This window comes from Caulobacter sp. 1776 (genome assembly GCF_040545685.1).
Classification (GTDB): Bacteria; Pseudomonadota; Alphaproteobacteria; order Caulobacterales; family Caulobacteraceae; genus Caulobacter.
Genome location: NZ_JBEPMI010000005.1, coordinates 384,139 through 398,912, shown reverse-complemented (window position 1 = coordinate 398,912; position 14,774 = coordinate 384,139). Strand labels below are relative to the sequence as shown.

Sequence of the window (14,774 nt, the reverse complement as noted above, 5' to 3'; positions counted from 1 at the left end):
TCCGCATACGGTTTACAATCGTTGACAATGCGGGGGAGCCGGTTCGCGTTAAGGATGTTAACGCGTCCGGGCTCAGGGGCGCTTTCTAGTCCGAGGAGCTCGTCGTCATGTCGGACGCCGCGCACTGCCAGCGTATTGAAATCGCCCACGTTTCCGAAGGCTGGGTTGTCACGGAGGACGGCCGTCTCGCCGGCTACTTCGACACCGTCGAAACCGCCTACACCCGAGCGCTGGCCATCTGCGCCGAGCTGTTCGAGCGTGGCGTACCCTCCAGGGTCTACGAACTGCCTGTCATGGCCTGAGCCGAAACGACGGCAGTCGAGAGCATCCGATGCGCGGCGATGACGGCCTCGGGCGCGTCGACGCCGCCGTTCTAGAGCCACAGGCGTAGCCGACGACGGTCCACTACACGCTGGCCATGATCGCCATCGGTCTTTTCAGCCTGGCCCCGCTGAAGCCGGCGCGCGGCCTGGCGATCGGCGTCCTCGTGCTATCGATGGGTTTCCTGGCCTGGCTGGCGACCGGGACGTGGCAGCCGAGCGTGCACGGCGCGCTGGTCGTCGTGATCGCCTTCGCCGTCCGGACGATCGCGGCCGCTTCGCGGATGCGCGAGACCGCCCAAGCTGCGCCGCAGCTTTAACAATCGTTGACATTCTTTCTCGGCTGTCAGGCCTAACGTCTTGATCGGGGACTGATTTTGACGCGCCTGGGGAGGCGCGGACAACCGGAGGCCACGCCATGGCCCAGTCGACGCGTAACCACCTGCGTACCGAAGTCCGCACCTTCCTGTTCATCAGCGCCGGCGCCTTCGTCCTGGGCCTGGCTATCGGCTTCGGGTTCATGGGACTGCCCTAACCGATCGCCGTCCACGCTATTTGAGCGGCAGGAATAGTTCGACGACCACCTCGTGCGCCGGCCCGTCCCGGAAGAACGAGAAATGTCTCCGGCAATAGACCGGGAAATCTCGCGCTTCCTCGCCGCTGGCCGGCAGCCAATCCCGATATAGATACAGCGCGGCCGGCTCCAGATTGTGGGTTTCGTGGACGACGCGCAGCACCGCGCAGCGTCCGCCCGGGATCACGCCGGCTTTCATCCGCTGGTCGTTGGGGGCGATCGGTTGGTCGGTCCCGACGCAGATGTCCATGCTGTAGTCGGCGGGATTTTCGGGAATCCTCTCCGATCGGAAGATATTGAAGGTCGGGCTCGTCTCGGGCGACAGACCGGCGGCCTTGCGCCAGGCGATGAACCGCTCGATCGTGGCGGGCAGGGTCGCCCGATCGCCCCGATGTTCCATGATCGCCACCTGGGTTGGCGGCACGTCGCGGATCGTCACGTCGCCGGGTTCGTAGATAATCTGCATGAGCTTGCTCCTGGCATTGTTCAGAGGCCCGAAGGCCGCAAGCCACGGCGCCCAGTCGGGCGATCGGCGGAACGATGAGGGCGATTGCCCGAACCGCCGCCGAAAGGCGCGGGCGAAGGCGTCCGGCGCGTCGTAGCCGGCTTCCAGCGCGATCTCCGTGACGCTCGGCGCATCCTTCGAGGCAAGCCGGTGCGACGCGCGCTTCAGGCGGGCAAGCTGGACATAGCGATGCACGGACACCCCGAACGTCGCCATGAACTGCCGATGGAAATGGAACTTGGAGAAGGCCGCGACGCGGCTCATCGTTTCCAGGTCCAGATCATCGTCGAGATGCTGGTCGACGTGATCCAGCACGCGCTGCATCCGCGCTTGGTAGTTTTGAAGCGCCGCCTTCATCGTCACCCTTTTTCCGTGGCAGCGCCAGTTAGTCGCTCGCCGCCGGAACGCGCTCGACCGATCTTGCGGTTTAGCACGCGAGGCCGACTTCGAGCCTCTTCTGCCGGCCGGGATGGCCGCGCCCCGAAAGGCGCGGCCAAGGATAGCGGCTAGGCCGGTTCCAGCGCCCGTTCCAGGCTGTAGCCTTCGTCGAGCCAGCCGGTCACGCCGCCGGCCATGATCTTCACCGGCCGGCCCAGCTTGGCCAGACGGACAGCGCCGCGGGCCGCGCCGTTGCAGTGCGGACCTGCGCAGTAGGTCACGAACAGAGTGTCCTGCGGATAGGCCTCCAGCTTGCTGGCGATGATCTTGCCATGCGGCAGGCTGATGGCGCCGGGCAGGTGGCCTTCGTTGTACAGCTGATGACTGCGCACATCGAGAAGGACGAAATCAAAGCCGCCCGACTGGGCCGCGGCGTGGACGTCCGAGCAATCTGTTTCGAACGTGAACTCGTCTTCAAAATGCTTGAGAGCCTCGGCCGAGGGCGCGGCCGGAACGGCGGTGACGTTGGACATGGAAGTCTCCGGTTGGATCGACGGCCGCTTCAATGCGCGTTGGCGAGCCTTGCCGCGAGTGGCGGATTTGCCCATCATCGTCAGCATCATGCCAAAGCCCTCTCGACCCGCTCCGCCCGCTTCTCCGCTCGTCGCGGTGCTCGTCTATGACGGCCTTTGCACCTTCGAGTACGGCATCGCCGTCGAGGTGTTCGGCCTGCCCCGCCCGGAGCTCGGGCCCGACTGGTATCGGCTGGTGACCTGCGCCGTCGACGAAGGCCCCATGCGAGCCTGCGGCGGTCTGCGGGTCGGGGCCGACCAGGGCCTGGACGCCCTGGAGACCGCCGGCACGATCATCGTGCCAGGATGGAAGGGTCCCGATGTCGCGCCGCCACCGGCCCTGGTCGAGGCGCTGCGGCGCGCCCATGCGCGCGGCGCGCGGCTGATGTCGATCTGTTCGGGCGTGTTCGTGCTGGCGGCGACCGGGCTGCTGGCGGGCCGCCGGGTCACCACCCACTGGCGCTACGCCGATCAGCTGGTCAGCGCCTTCCCGGAGCTGACCTTCGACCACGACGTGCTCTATGTGGACAGCGGCGAGATCCTGACCTCGGCCGGCAGCGCCGCCGGCCTGGATCTGTCCCTGCATCTGGTCCGCCGGGACTACGGCCCGGAGATCGCCAACCACGTCGCCCGGCGGCTGGTTCTGCCCGCCCATCGCAATGGCGGGCAGCGGCAATATGTCGAAAGACCCGTCGCGCGGCGCGAGCGCTCTCGACTTTCGGATCTGCTGGACCAGATGCGAGAGCGGCTCGATCATCCCTGGACGATCAACGAGCTGGCCAAGCTGGCGGCGATGAGCGAACGCACCTTCAACCGCCGCTTTCTGGACGCCACGGGCTTGACCCCAGGAGCCTGGCTGGCGGCCGCGCGGGTCGACAGCGCGCGCGAACTCCTGGAGTCCGCCGACCTCTCCATCGAGGACATCGCCCAGCGGAGCGGCTTTGGCAGCCCGGCCACCCTGCGCCACCACTTCCGCCGCCAGCTGGGCGTCAGTCCCACCGACTATCGCGCCCAGTTCGGCGGAGCGCCGGATGCGGCCAAAGGGCAATGAAAAAGGGGATGGCGGAGACGGAGGGATTCGAACCCTCGATACCCTTTTGAGGTATGCCGCTTTAGCAAAGCGGTGCCTTCAGCCTCTCGGCCACGTCTCCTCCTGAGAGGGAGCGGTTCGATAGCGTGTTCGCTTCGACATGACAACGGCGGATGTCGGAAAATTCCGGTGTTAACGTGACGCTCAGACGGCGACGCTAGGTTGAACGCGGTTTTCTCAACGTCGAGCGCCATGCATCCCGTCACGCAGCCCATCGCCAACGCCGAATCCGCCTCGGCTTTCGTCTCTTCGACGGACGCTTCGCCGCGCTCCGCCAGTGGCGGCGGCGATCCCGGGCGGGCGCGGCGGGGCCCGTTCCGCCCCGGTCAGCTGGTTCCGAGCCGGGCCCGGTTGGAGGCCCGCTTGTTGGCCCGCATTTTCCGCGTCGTCGACGCCCTGGTCGCCTTCGGCGTCGCCGTGGGCGTAACGGTCGAAGGCCATCCCGTGGCGGCCGGCCTGTGGGCGGTCACGGCGCTGGTCGCCCTGCGCGCCCTGGGCGCTTATGCCTTTCCGCGCCGGCAGACCCTGCCGCGCCACCTGGCCCGCGCGACGTTCGCGCTGGGCGCGGCTCTGCTGGTCGCCGCATCGGCCATCCTGATCTCCGGCCGCGCCGACGCCCCGACCTTGTGGACCCTGCTCAGCGCCGCCACCGGGGTCATCGCGCTGCACGCCGTCTGGTGGACGCTCATCGCCCGCGGTCGCGCCCAAGGCAGCCTGACGCCGAACATCATCGTGGTCGGCGCCACCGCCACCGCCGAGCGCTTGATCGATGCGGCCATGCGCACCGGCGAGGTCAATGTCCTCGGCGTGTTCGACGACCGCCTGGACCGCGCACCCGAGAACATCATGGGCGTACCGGTGCTGGGCGACACCAGCGCCCTGCTCGACCACCGCATCATGCCCTATGTGGACCGCGTGGTGATCGCCGTCGCCTCGACCGCCCAGGGCCGCGTGCGACAGCTGGTCGACAAGCTGGCCGTCCTGCCCAATCCGCTGAACCTCTTCATCGACATCGGCGGCCCCGCCGATCACGACGCCACCCTGGCCCGCATCGTCGCCGGCGGCGAGAACGAGTTGTCCGGCGCCGTGGCCAGTTCGCGCCACGCCTGGATCAAGCGCGCCCAGGATCTGGTCGTGACGCTCCTGGGCTTGATGGTCGCCGGCCCGGTCATGCTGATCGTCGCCCTGGCCGTGAAACTGGACAGCCCCGGCCCGATCTTCTTCCGCCAGCGTCGCCACGGGTTCAACAACGAGGAGATCCTCGTCTGGAAGTTCCGATCGATGCGCCACGAGATGGCCGACGCCAGCGCCGCGCGTCAGATCAGCGCCGATGACGACCGCGTCACCAAGGTCGGCAAGTTCATCCGCAAGACCAGCCTCGACGAGCTGCCGCAGCTGTTCAACGTGCTGCGCGGCGAGATGTCGATCGTCGGTCCTCGCCCTCACGCCATTGGCATGAAGACCGGCGGCGTCGAGTCCGCCAAGCTGGTCGCGCAATACGCCCACCGTCATCGCATGAAGCCCGGCCTGACCGGCTGGGCCGCCATCAAGGGCTCGCGCGGCCCGGTCGACACCCCCGAAAGCGTCCGCCTGCGCGTGGCGCTGGACGTCGAATATATCGAGCGCCAGTCGTTCTGGCTGGATCTCTACATTATCGCCATGACCATCCCCTGCCTGCTGGGGGATCGGTCGGCGGTGCGCTAGGCGACCCGGCGATGTTCTGGCGCGGCGTCCTCGGCTATCTGCCGGTCAATATCGTCCAGGGCGTGGTGGGCCTGCTCACCATCGTCCTGTTCACGCGCGTGCTGGATCCCGCGCAATACGGCGTCTACGCCCTGGCCTTCTCGGTCGGCAGCCTGACCCAGACCGCCGTCCTGGCCTGGACCGAAGCCTCGATGGCCCGCTTCCTGGCCGCTCGAACCCGGGATGGCCGTGTCGCCGACCATTTCGCCACGCTCTATCGCTTGTGGATCGGCGCGGCCGTGGCCGTCCCGGTCGTGGGGGTCATCGTGGCCCTGCTGCCGCTGAACGCGGCCCTGAAGAGCGCTGTGTTCGCGGCCCTGGGCTCGATCCTGGCCGGCAGCCTGATCAAACTGGCCCTGGAGCGTCGCCGCGCCGCCGGCGAGGTCGCGGGCGCGGCCCTGCTGACCATCCTTCACCTCATCGGCGGCTTCGCGCTCGGCCTCGCCTTCGCGTTCGCCGGCCTTGGCGGCGCCGCGCCGAGCCTCGGCACGGGCCTGATCTCGGTGATCATCCTGGCGCTGATCCTTCCGCGTGAACTGAAGCACATGACCGGCGGGCGGTTCGATCAAGGCCTGGCCAAGGCCTATGCCGTCTATGGCCTGCCCGTCTCGATGTCCCTGATCCTGGCCCTGGTGCTGGCTAGCACCGACCGCCTGCTGCTCGGCGCGTTCCTCAACGAGGCCACGGTCGGCGTCTATCACGCGGGTTACTCGCTAGGCAGCCGCACGCTGGACGTCGTCTTCATCTGGTTGGGCATGGCCGGCGCCCCGGCCCTGATCTCCGCCTTGGAACGCGGCGGCCAATCGGCGCTGACCGAGGCCGCGCGCGAGCAGGCCGGCTTCATGGTGCTGCTAACCCTGCCCGCCGCCGTGGGCCTGGCCCTGGTCGCTCGCCCTCTCGCCGACCTGATGATCGGTGAGAGCCTCCGCGCTGGAGCCAGCCACGTGACGCCCTGGATCGCCGCCAGCGGCTGGCTGTCGGGCGTGACCACCTACTATCTGCTGCAGGCCTTCACCCTGGCCCGTCGCACGCCGCTGCTGATCGCCAGCATGAGCGCGCCAGCGATCGCCAATGTGATCCTGAACCTCGTGCTGATCCCACGCCTCGGCCTGGACGGCGCTCTGTGGGCCACCACCCTCAGCTACGGCCTCGGCGCCGTCGCCGCCGGGGCGCTGGGCCGCCGGGCCTGCCCGCTGCCGATCCCGTGGGAGATCCTGGCCAAGGCCGGCGGCGCCAGCCTGGTCATGGCCGCCTGCGTCTGGTTCTTGCCCTCGCCGGGCGGCGTGCTGGAACTGGCGCTCAAGGCTGGCGTCGGCGCGGCGGTCTACGGCGCGCTGGTGCTGGGCCTCGACGTCGCCGGCCTGCGCGGCAAGCTTTCCCTGATCCTTCGCCGGAGGGCGCCCGCCCTATGACCGCGCCCATCACCGAACTCCGCATCGAGAACGCCGCCTGGGCCAGCGCCCAGCCGCGCCTGTCGGTCCTAATCCCGACCTTCCGCGACGATCCCTCCGTCCTGCTCAAGGCCTTGGACGATCCTAGCGCCAAGGCCGAGATCGTGGTGCTGGACGACGGCGGCGGCGACGACGCCCTGGCCGAGCGCATCGCCCGGCGGATCGAGAAGCTGCGCGTCCCCGCCCGTTTCGTGCGCCTGTCCAGCAACGAGGGCCGCGCCAAGGGTCGCAACCGCCTGGCCAGTCACGCGCGCGGCGGCCACTTCCTGTTCCTGGACAGCGACATGCTGCCCGACACGCCGGACTTCCTCTCGCGCTGGGCCGCCGTGGCCGACAGCGACGCCCCGGTGGCGTTTGGCGGCTTCACCCTGGACCAGACCCCGCGACGCCCGGAACACGCCCTGCACCGGGCCATGGCGCTGAAGAGCGACTGCACGCCCGCGCCCGAGCGCGCCAAGGCGCCCGAGAAGCACGTCTTCACCTCGAACCTGCTGGTCCGCCGCGACGTGTTCGAGACCATCGGCTTCGACGAAGGCTTCTCCGGCTGGGGCTGGGAGGATGTCGAATGGGCCATGCGGGTCGTGCGCCAGCACCCGATCCTGCACATCGACAACACCGCCACGCACCTGGGCCTGGATCCTGCGCCGGCCATGGCCGCCAAGTATGAGCAGTCGGCGGCCAATTTCGCTCGTGTGGTCGCCAGCCACCGAGACATCGTCAACACCTATCCCAGCTACAAGGTCGCCAAGACCCTGAAGCCCTTCCCGCTGCGCGGCCTATGGCGGCCGACGCTGAAGCGCATCGCCCTGGCCGAGGCCGCGCCTGTTTCCCTTCGCGCCTTCGCGATGCGGCTGTATCGCGCGTCGCTCTATATCGAGGCCGTCTGATGCAGGTCGAATTCGACAAGGTCGACGCCTATGAGCCCGACCGCACCCTGAAGGGCAAGCTGCGCCGCCGCCTGATCCGCCTGGCCTATCGTCGCCCCGCCAAGGTGGCGCTGGAGCGGCCGATGGTGTCGTTCAGCTTCGACGACGCCCCGGCCACCGCCTGCGACGCCGGCGCCAAGGCGCTGGAAGCGCGCGGCCTGCGCGGCACCTACTATTTCGCCGCCGGTTTGACCGGTCGTGATGGGCCGATGGGCCGCTTCGCGACGGGCGAGGACGCGCGCCGCCTGCATGACGCCGGGCACGAGATCGCCTGCCACACCTTCTCGCATCTGGACTGCGGCCAGTCGTCCAGGGCGGCGACCTTGGCCGATGTCGACCGGAACGCCGCCATCCTGGCCGAATGGGGCACGGGCGAGCCGGTCAGCTTCGCCTACCCCTACGGCGACGTCGGCGCGCCGGCCAAGACGGCCCTGGCCGGCCGCTTCAAGACCCTGCGCGCCCTGCACCACGGCCTGATCACCAACGGCGCCGATCTGAACCAGGCGCCGGCCGTCGGCGTCGAGGGCCAGGACGGCGAGGCGGTGGCCAACGGCTGGCTGGACAAGGCCAAGGCGCGCAAGGCCTGGCTGATCCTCTATACGCACGACGTCGCCGACCAGCCCTCGCAATGGGGCTGCACGGCGGGAGCGCTGGAGCGTCTGATCGACCGGGCGGTCGCCGAAGGCTTCGACGTCGTGACGGTCGCCGAGGGCGCGAGGCGGATCGGGCTTTGATCATGGCGAGCCTTCTTTCCCGATAACCGCTTCGCACTTATCGGGAAGGCTCTAACCCTCGTCCTGCGCCTGGTCCGAGAAGGCCAGCTTGGCGGCGAGCGCGACGAAGATGGCCCAGCGGAAGTCATTATAGACCACCGCGATGCTCTCGGTCAGGCTGACCAGACTGTAGACGACCAGGAACGGGAACGCCAACAGGGCGCCTCGGCTGCGGAACACCGCGACGATCGCGAGCGCCATGGTCTGCACATAGAACAAGGCCCAGGCGCAAAGCCCGATGATGCCCATGCCCAGCCACTGCTCGATCCACGAATTGTGGGCGTGCTGGGGGGTGAACTTGGCGTCGTGGACGATCCAGGCCAGCGGCCCCCAGCCCGACTTGTCGCTCCACACGGCGGCGTAGCCGAAACCCAGCCAGGGCCGCTCCTCGATCTGGCGCATGGCCGCGGTCCAGATCTGGGTCCGGCCCGTGAAGGTGGCGTCCTTGCCCAACAAGTGGAAGAAGACGTCCGAGGCCAGGAAGATGAAGGCCGCCAGCAGGCCCGCGCCGCTGACCCCCGCCCAGGTCGCCGCCACGCCGATGGCTGGTCCCCGTTGCACGATCCACACGAACCCTAGCGCCGCCAAGCCCAGCACCAGCGAGGCCAGCGAGGTCTTCGACTGCGACATGATCACCAGGCCGAAGGCGAGGAACGCCATGGGCAGCCACAGCTTGGCGCGGCTGGGCGTGAGCAGCGACGCCGCGCCCAGGATGCAGATGGCCATGGCCATAAGGCCGCCCAGCGCGTTCTTCTCCATCCAGAGCCCGCGCCAGGCCCCCGGGAACAGCTCGGTCATCACCCCGATCGACGGCACGGCGATGCAGGCGACATAGCTGGCCACGATCAGGACGGCGAAGACGATGGCGAGCACATTGGCCAGCTCCGCCCAGCGGAATCGCGACGCCAGGGCCAAGCCCGAGATCGTCGTGCAGCCCACGGCGAAACCCCGGCGGATCGAGACGTCCGGCTGGATCGACCAGAAGATCGAGGCGGCCACGATCCCCATCAGGATGATCAGGAACGGCTGACGGATCGTGGCCCGGACCAGGGCCCACGGCTTGCCGATGATCAACAGGAAGGCCAGGGCGTAGGCCGGCAGGAAGGCCACGCGCAGGATGCCGGAGGCCGACTCGTCGGTCTTCTCGCCGAACAGCGGCAACTGCCAGCCGGAGCTGTAGATCAGCAGCATGACCACCGCCACGCCGACGGTCAGCAGCGAGGGTTGGAGAGCGGGCCGCTCCCCGTCCCTCGTCGGCCGCCACGTCACGGCAGGATCGCCTTCAGGAAGGCGGGCGTGCGCACCGAGACCTTGTTGAAGAACAGGCCCGCGCACCGGCCGCCGGCGGCGGTCAGGGCGTCGCGCAGCACGGCCGGCTGGCGCACGTCGGGCTGGTCGGCCGAGACCACCAGCACCGTCTGGTCCATGTGCTGGGCCACGGTGACGCCGGCCTGGGAGCGGTCGATCGAAGGACTGTCGACGACGATCACCTCGGCGTGCTTGCGCAGCGCGCGCCAGTAATCCGCCGACGGAATGACATGGGCCTGCTGGCGCCCGCGCAGGGCCTCGCGGTTGAAACGGGCGACCCACAGCCGCGGGCCGCCGACGCTGTGGCCGATCAGGAACTTGGCGTCCGGCCAGACGCCGCCCTCGGCGCGCGGCGCGGGCGGCTGAACGGTGAAGAAGGCCGAACCGTCCGGCGAGGCGGCGACGGGCGGTCCCAGGGGCCCGAAACGATTGGGATCGGACGACAGCTCGCGGAACTGGCTGGGGCTGTTCAGGTCGAGGTCGACCAGCCAGGTCTTGCGGCCGGCGCGGCGCGAGGCGAAGCGCGCGAATTCGCGGGCGACCGTCGAGGTCCCCTCGCCCCTCCGGGCCGAAACGAACTGGATGACGTGCGGACGGCCGGCCGGGGGGGTCCCCAGCGCGCTCCACAACTCCGTCATCTCGACGTTCAAATCCACCATTTACCGAATCGCCGCGCGCTCAGGACTTCGGAACTTGCGACATTAACCCTGTCGGCGAAAGGCGACGAAACGGCTCACCGTTTTACGCCCGCCGTGGCCAGCACGGGCATGCCTAGGGTGCGCGAGGCCGAGGCCGGCGTTTGCAGGCCGGGACGCAGGAACATGCGCACCAGGCCGGCGCAAAGGGCCGTGAAGGCGGCGAACAGGATCGACAGCGCCAGGATCGGCTTCTTCAGGCTCTTGCCGGTCGACGGGGCCACGGCGCGCTGGACGATACGGATGTTGTCGCTGCTCTCGGCCGACATCTGCCGCTGGGCCTCGTCCTGCTGTTCCTTGACCGTGAAGTCGCGGACGTTCGAGGACAGCACGTCGCGGTCGCGCGACAGCTCGTTGAACTGCGGCTCCAGGCCGGCCAGGCGCAGAAGGCGGGTGTTCACGTCGGTGATCTGCTGAGCGTAGGTGGCCTGCGACTGCTGCAGGGCCGCGACCTCGGCCCGCAGGTCGTTGCGGGTGGTCGCCAGGGTCTGCCAGATCGGGTTCGGGCCGCTTCGGCGCGCGCCCTCGCCGTTGGTGCGGCCGGCGGCGAGGCCGGCTTCCAGCTGAGCGATCTGGGCGTTGATGTCCTGCACCGGGCCGGCGTTGGGGGTGTAGCGCGCCAACAGGCCCTCGCGGTCCAGCTTCAGCTGGGCCAGCTTGGTCGAAGCCGACATGTCGGTGTCGCGATAGAGAACGGTCTCGGCCGGCGTGCGGGCCAGCTCGGCCTCGACGACCGACAGGCGGCCCATGCGGTCCTGCAGCTGGGCGTCCACCGAATACTTCTGCTGCTCGACCTGGGCCTGAAGCTGGGTGAGCGCTGTCTTCTGGGCGGTGAAGTCGCCGATGTCGTTGGTGGTCAGGAATGATTGATAGGCCGCGTCGGCCTCGCCCAGCTTCTGGGCGAAGATGTCGCGCTGCCGTCCCAGCACACGGTTGTCGCCGCCGATCAGCAGCGAGCGGCGATAGACCAGATATTCCTCGAGCAAGGTGTTCAGCACCTTCTCGGCCATTTCCGGATCCTGGTGCTGGAAGGCCAGGCGGATGATCGAATTGTCTGGAGCGGTCTCGATCTTCAGGCTCTTGCCGATCGAGTCGCGGCCTTCGGCGATCAGCTTGCGCTTACCCTCGGGCGTCGCGCCGGCGTATTTGGACGCGTATTTCGGAAAGATCTTGGCGAAGCCGATCTTGCGGATCACCCGCTCGCGCAGCTCGCCGCTGCCCAGGATCTCGGCTTCGGACTGGATGACCTCGTCGGTATTGGGCACCGCGCCGCGGCCGGCGTCGCCGGCGCGGGGTTCATAGACATATTCTTGGCCCAGGCGGACAAAGAGGCTGGATTCGGCGGTGTAGCTCTTCTTCAGCGTCATCGAGAACGCGACGCCCAGCATCACGATGACCAGGAAGACGCCCAGCATCAGAAAGCGCTCGCGCCACAGCAGGGTGACGAAGTCGGTCGGGGCGTATTTTGGACGCGCGCCGCCGCTGCTCGCCGCCATGCGAGGCGGAGAGTCGTGCGGCACGCTGGTCCAGGCGCTCGTCGACATACGAATCCGGGTGGTTCAATCTGTCTCGCACCGTGGGGCGGCCGCCCTTAAGGCTTCGTTACCCATTCCTGTTAAGACTTGTCGCATGCAACGTCGCACGCATCTCATGACGGCCCATCTCAAGGCTGCCTTGGCCGTGGTCCTGATCGCTGGCGGCGTCGCCGCCTGCGGCCACATCGACGCCGAGCCGATCACGCCGGGTCCCAGGCCTACCGCGAATTTCTCTAATATCGGTTACGCCGACTGGAGCGATGAGGAGCCGTCCTATCGGTTCTATCCGGGCGACGAGGTCGAGGTGACGGTGCCGTCGGCGCCGGAACTGAACAAGACCGCGACGGTGCAGCCCGACGGCCGCATCACCCTGCCTCTGGCGGCGCCGGTGATGGCCGCCGATCGCACGATCGAGGATCTGCAAAGCTCGATCAACCAGGCCTATTCCGGCACGCTGCTGCGGCCGCGGGTCCAGGTCTCGGTAAAGTCGACGACGCCGCTCAAGGTGTTCGTCGGCGGCGAGGTCAAGAACCCCGGCGTCTTCGACATGGCCGGCGACGGCGACGCCTTGCGGGCCGTCATCCAGGCCGGCGGCTTCACCACCGGCGCCAAGCGCAATCAGGTTGTGATCATTCGTCGCGGCCCCGATGGGCGGGCGATGATGCGGACGGCCAACCTTCTACAGGGTCTGACCAGCCCCGGCGGCGCGGACCTCGTGCCCTTGCGCCGCTTCGACATCGTCTACGTGCCCCGTAGCGGCGTGGCCGAGACGGGCCTTTTCATGCAGCAGTACTTCCGCGACCTGCTGCCGATCAGCTTCAGCTACGCGATTAACGGCAACATCCGCTAGGGAGGCGCTCGTCGCAGGGCGGCTGAACCCGGAGCACCGGGTTCAACCGTGGGCGAGCCACTCGCGGGCCTGACGCTGGGCTTCGGCCACCTCTTCGCTGGCCATCTCTTGCGACAGCTCCTTGCGATAGACCTTGGCTTCGACCGAACCGCGCATGGCGGCCAGGTTGAACAGCATGTGGGCCGACACGTAGTCCAGCGGCGCGCCGCCCTGACCGGTCGAATACAGCAGGCCCATGCGGAACAGCTCATCCCCGGTGGACTCGGCGCTGGGCAGCGGCAGCGTGGCGACAATGGCCGGCGGTTCATTCATCATCATCATGGCTCAGTCTCCTCTCAAGCTCACCTCGCCGTTCTGGCGGATCAGAGCTTGAGAGCAGAAAAGTCCAGAGCCACTGAACATATAGTTAAGCGCGCAGACATCATGAATGCCGCGCTCAGTATACTAGTTATTCAAAGTCATTACTGCGCGTAAACGCCAGTATACAGCGCGTTAACGCGCCCTCTGGCCGAAAAGGACTCTGCGAGCCTCTTCCGCAGCTTTTCCAGACGCTTGTAGCCCACCGGACCGCAATTCCGCGCCGAGTTTGAAGCCCTTCTGAACCGCCTCGCGGGCGCCGACGCGCTCGAACCAGCTCCTCAGATTGGGGAACTCTTCCAAAATGATGCCCTGGTTTTTCCAGGGAACAACCCACGGCCAGCTCATGAAATCGGCGATGGACAATTGGCCGCAGATGAAATCACGCCCTTCCAGCCGCTTGTTCAGCACGCCGTAGAGGCGATGGGTCTCGTTGGTGTAGCGAACGACGCCGTAGGCGATCTGGCGCTGGTCGGCGATGATCGCCGACGCGTACTGGCGGAAATGGTGCGTCTGGCCGGCCATCGGTCCCAGGCCGCCCATCTGCCACATGACCCACTGATCGATGTCGACCCGGTCGCGCTCGGTCGCGCCATAGAACTGGCCGGTCTTGCGGGCCAGATATTGCAGGATCGCCCCGGACTCGAAGATCGAGATCGGTTGGCCGTCCGGTCCCTCGGGGTCGACGATGGCGGGCATGCGGTTGTTGGGGCTGATGGCCAGGAAGTCCGGCTTGAACTGCTCGCCGGTCCCGATGTTCACCGGGATCATCTCGTAGGGCAGGCCCATCTCTTCCAGGGCGATGGAAACCTTCCAGCCATTGGGCGTGGGCCAGTAGTGCAGTTCGATCGGACGGCTCATCGGCCCGCCTCCCCTGTAATCGTGCTTGTTCCAGAACATGGTCGCGGCGCTCGGCCGCGCCAAGGGCGCCGATGCGAAATGCCTGACTGCGCCGTTCAGCGTGGGTTCAGCCGCAAGGTCCCATCGTGCGTTCAAGGTCGAGGGAAGTTTCTAGGCGGCGCTTCGGAAGGGTCGCCCGACCACGAGGAGAAGACGAGATGAAACGTCTGCTGCTGACCATCGCCGCCGTGGCGTCCGTCGCTGGCCCGATCGCCCTGACGGCGACCGACGCCTCCGCCCAGGACCGCGGTCGCTGGGAGCATCGCGATCGTGACTGGGATCGTGGCCGCGATTGGGATCGGGACCGCGGTTGGGACCATGGCCGCGGCCACTGGGACAACGGCCGCCACAACGGCTGGGACCGCGGTGATCGCTGGGATGCCGGCCGTCACAATGGCTACTATTACAACAATCGCTGGTCCTACGGCCCGCCTCCGGTCGACTATTATGGCCGTCCGGGCTTCCGCCCCGGCTATACGTCGTGGCGTCGCGGCGCCTATCTGCCGGGCTACTATCGCGGGCACGGCTATGTGGTGAACGATTACTATCGCTATCACCTGCGTCCGCCGCCGCGCGGCTACTATTGGTACCGCACCGGCAATGACTATGTCCTGGCCGCCATCGCGACCGGCCTGATCTTCGACGTCATCGCCAACAACTAGACCTGAACTGCTCTAGAGCTTGTGAAGCGGCGTCCTGAGCTTTGCCTGGGGCGCCGTTTTACCGCCACATGCGCCACAACTTAGCCGCGCATGCGGCCTAAGCGCCCGATTGCGAAGCTATTTCGAACGCATTGC

16 protein-coding genes, 1 tRNA gene and 1 pseudogene are annotated in these 14,774 nt (G+C 67.6%); 10 read left to right on the top strand and 8 right to left on the bottom strand.

The annotated features are described in order from the left end of the window. Positions 1 to 107 precede the first annotated feature (107 nt). The 3 genes from ABIC66_RS15660 to ABIC66_RS15650 all read left to right on the top strand — a co-directional run bounded on the left by ABIC66_RS15660 (position 108) and on the right by ABIC66_RS15650 (position 855). A complete protein-coding gene (locus tag ABIC66_RS15660; protein WP_354071192.1) occupies positions 108 to 302 on the top strand; it encodes a hypothetical protein in 195 nt (64 codons plus the stop codon). A 116-nt stretch (positions 303 to 418) separates the two neighbouring features. Further along, on the top strand, positions 419 to 640 hold the full coding sequence (locus ABIC66_RS15655; RefSeq protein ID WP_354071191.1) for a hypothetical protein: 222 nt from the start codon (positions 419 to 421) through the stop codon (positions 638 to 640). A gap of 98 nt (positions 641 to 738) precedes the next feature. Beyond that, a complete protein-coding gene (locus tag ABIC66_RS15650) occupies positions 739 to 855 on the top strand; it encodes a hypothetical protein (RefSeq protein WP_354071190.1) in 117 nt (38 codons plus the stop codon). Positions 856 to 871: 16 nt separating this feature from the next. On the opposite strand, the gene ABIC66_RS15645 is transcribed toward ABIC66_RS15650, so the two are convergent. Both ABIC66_RS15645 and ABIC66_RS15640 read right to left on the bottom strand, forming a co-directional pair. Beyond that, complete coding sequence (locus ABIC66_RS15645; protein WP_354071189.1) at positions 872 to 1,756, bottom strand: AraC family transcriptional regulator; 885 nt, start codon at positions 1,754 to 1,756, stop codon at positions 872 to 874. Positions 1,757 to 1,905: 149 nt separating this feature from the next. Further along, positions 1,906 to 2,310, bottom strand: coding sequence for a rhodanese-like domain-containing protein (locus tag ABIC66_RS15640; protein ID WP_354071188.1), 405 nt, complete (start codon positions 2,308 to 2,310; stop codon positions 1,906 to 1,908). Between ABIC66_RS15640 and ftrA the strand changes: the two genes are divergently transcribed. Further along, positions 2,309 to 3,400, top strand: coding sequence for a transcriptional regulator FtrA (gene ftrA, locus ABIC66_RS15635; RefSeq protein WP_354071187.1), 1,092 nt, complete (start codon positions 2,309 to 2,311; stop codon positions 3,398 to 3,400). The genes ABIC66_RS15640 and ftrA overlap by 2 nt on opposite strands. A gap of 9 nt (positions 3,401 to 3,409) precedes the next feature. Here ftrA and ABIC66_RS15630 read toward each other — a convergent pair. Continuing rightward, positions 3,410 to 3,500 (bottom strand) — tRNA-Ser (locus ABIC66_RS15630). A 131-nt stretch (positions 3,501 to 3,631) separates the two neighbouring features. Between ABIC66_RS15630 and hfsE the strand changes: the two genes are divergently transcribed. Genes hfsE through hfsH form a run of 4 tightly spaced genes read left to right on the top strand, consistent with a single transcriptional unit; the run spans position 3,632 to position 8,293 of the window. Next, complete coding sequence (gene hfsE / locus ABIC66_RS15625; RefSeq protein WP_502910356.1) at positions 3,632 to 5,143, top strand: polysaccharide biosynthesis protein HfsE; 1,512 nt, start codon at positions 3,632 to 3,634, stop codon at positions 5,141 to 5,143. Positions 5,144 to 5,154: 11 nt separating this feature from the next. Then, positions 5,155 to 6,594: a polysaccharide biosynthesis protein HfsF gene (gene hfsF, locus ABIC66_RS15620; protein ID WP_354071186.1), complete on the top strand. Its 1,440-nt coding sequence runs from the start codon at positions 5,155 to 5,157 to the stop codon at positions 6,592 to 6,594. Continuing rightward, entirely contained in the window at positions 6,591 to 7,520 is a 930-nt protein-coding gene (gene hfsG, locus ABIC66_RS15615) for a polysaccharide biosynthesis protein HfsG (RefSeq protein ID WP_354071185.1), read from the top strand. The genes hfsF and hfsG overlap by 4 nt, the downstream gene beginning before the upstream one ends. Beyond that, entirely contained in the window at positions 7,520 to 8,293 is a 774-nt protein-coding gene (hfsH, locus tag ABIC66_RS15610) for an oligosaccharide deacetylase HfsH (protein WP_354071184.1), read from the top strand. The genes hfsG and hfsH overlap by 1 nt, the downstream gene beginning before the upstream one ends. 51 nt (positions 8,294 to 8,344) lie before the next feature. Here hfsH and ABIC66_RS15605 read toward each other — a convergent pair whose 3' ends face one another. The 3 genes and pseudogenes from ABIC66_RS15605 to ABIC66_RS15595 form a co-directional block, all read right to left on the bottom strand. Next, positions 8,345 to 9,523 (bottom strand): O-antigen ligase family protein, encoded by a 1,179-nt coding sequence (locus tag ABIC66_RS15605; RefSeq protein WP_354071296.1) that lies wholly within the window; start codon positions 9,521 to 9,523, stop codon positions 8,345 to 8,347. A 74-nt stretch (positions 9,524 to 9,597) separates the two neighbouring features. Next, the gene (locus ABIC66_RS15600; protein ID WP_354071183.1) at positions 9,598 to 10,299 is read right to left on the bottom strand and encodes a P-loop NTPase family protein; all 702 of its coding nucleotides are present in this window, start codon (positions 10,297 to 10,299) and stop codon (positions 9,598 to 9,600) included. 42 nt (positions 10,300 to 10,341) lie between these two features. Beyond that, positions 10,342 to 11,879 (bottom strand): annotated as a pseudogene (locus ABIC66_RS15595) (Wzz/FepE/Etk N-terminal domain-containing protein). Between the two features lie 85 nt (positions 11,880 to 11,964). Here ABIC66_RS15595 and ABIC66_RS15590 point away from each other — a divergent pair. After that, positions 11,965 to 12,720, top strand: a complete 756-nt coding sequence (locus ABIC66_RS15590) for a polysaccharide biosynthesis/export family protein (RefSeq protein ID WP_354071182.1) — start codon at positions 11,965 to 11,967, stop codon at positions 12,718 to 12,720. 42 nt (positions 12,721 to 12,762) lie between these two features. Here the strand turns inward: ABIC66_RS15590 and ABIC66_RS15585 are convergent, their stop codons facing one another. Both ABIC66_RS15585 and ABIC66_RS15580 read right to left on the bottom strand, forming a co-directional pair. Next, positions 12,763 to 13,041, bottom strand: a complete 279-nt coding sequence (locus ABIC66_RS15585; RefSeq protein ID WP_354071181.1) for a sel1 repeat family protein — start codon at positions 13,039 to 13,041, stop codon at positions 12,763 to 12,765. A 171-nt stretch (positions 13,042 to 13,212) separates the two neighbouring features. Further along, positions 13,213 to 13,938, bottom strand: coding sequence for a glutathione S-transferase N-terminal domain-containing protein (locus tag ABIC66_RS15580; protein WP_354071180.1), 726 nt, complete (start codon positions 13,936 to 13,938; stop codon positions 13,213 to 13,215). Between the two features lie 197 nt (positions 13,939 to 14,135). Here ABIC66_RS15580 and ABIC66_RS15575 point away from each other — a divergent pair, with 197 nt between their 5' ends. Then, complete coding sequence (locus tag ABIC66_RS15575) at positions 14,136 to 14,639, top strand: RcnB family protein (RefSeq protein ID WP_354071179.1); 504 nt, start codon at positions 14,136 to 14,138, stop codon at positions 14,637 to 14,639. Positions 14,640 to 14,774: the final 135 nt, after the last annotated feature.

Excerpts from the sequence above, each read along its gene's own strand:
- ABIC66_RS15655 (WP_354071191.1), top strand. The coding sequence starts at position 419 with ATGATCGCCATCGGTCTTTTCAGCCTGGCCCCGCTGAAGCCGGCGCGC.
- ABIC66_RS15590 (WP_354071182.1), top strand. The coding sequence starts at position 11,965 with ATGCAACGTCGCACGCATCTCATGACGGCCCATCTCAAGGCTGCCTTG.
- hfsF (WP_354071186.1), top strand. The coding sequence starts at position 5,155 with ATGTTCTGGCGCGGCGTCCTCGGCTATCTGCCGGTCAATATCGTCCAG.
- ABIC66_RS15650 (WP_354071190.1), top strand. The coding sequence starts at position 739 with ATGGCCCAGTCGACGCGTAACCACCTGCGTACCGAAGTCCGCACCTTC.
- ABIC66_RS15600 (WP_354071183.1), bottom strand. The coding sequence starts at position 10,299 with ATGGTGGATTTGAACGTCGAGATGACGGAGTTGTGGAGCGCGCTGGGG.
- ABIC66_RS15575 (WP_354071179.1), top strand. The coding sequence starts at position 14,136 with ATGAAACGTCTGCTGCTGACCATCGCCGCCGTGGCGTCCGTCGCTGGC.
- hfsH (WP_354071184.1), top strand. The coding sequence starts at position 7,520 with ATGCAGGTCGAATTCGACAAGGTCGACGCCTATGAGCCCGACCGCACC.
- ABIC66_RS15640 (WP_354071188.1), bottom strand. The coding sequence starts at position 2,310 with ATGTCCAACGTCACCGCCGTTCCGGCCGCGCCCTCGGCCGAGGCTCTC.
- hfsE (WP_502910356.1), top strand. The coding sequence starts at position 3,632 with ATGCATCCCGTCACGCAGCCCATCGCCAACGCCGAATCCGCCTCGGCT.
- ABIC66_RS15580 (WP_354071180.1), bottom strand. The coding sequence starts at position 13,938 with ATGAGCCGTCCGATCGAACTGCACTACTGGCCCACGCCCAATGGCTGG.
- ABIC66_RS15645 (WP_354071189.1), bottom strand. The coding sequence starts at position 1,756 with ATGAAGGCGGCGCTTCAAAACTACCAAGCGCGGATGCAGCGCGTGCTG.
- hfsG (WP_354071185.1), top strand. The coding sequence starts at position 6,591 with ATGACCGCGCCCATCACCGAACTCCGCATCGAGAACGCCGCCTGGGCC.
- ABIC66_RS15605 (WP_354071296.1), bottom strand. The coding sequence starts at position 9,523 with ATGCTGCTGATCTACAGCTCCGGCTGGCAGTTGCCGCTGTTCGGCGAG.
- ftrA (WP_354071187.1), top strand. The coding sequence starts at position 2,309 with ATGGAAGTCTCCGGTTGGATCGACGGCCGCTTCAATGCGCGTTGGCGA.
- ABIC66_RS15585 (WP_354071181.1), bottom strand. The coding sequence starts at position 13,041 with ATGATGATGATGAATGAACCGCCGGCCATTGTCGCCACGCTGCCGCTG.
- ABIC66_RS15660 (WP_354071192.1), top strand. The coding sequence starts at position 108 with ATGTCGGACGCCGCGCACTGCCAGCGTATTGAAATCGCCCACGTTTCC.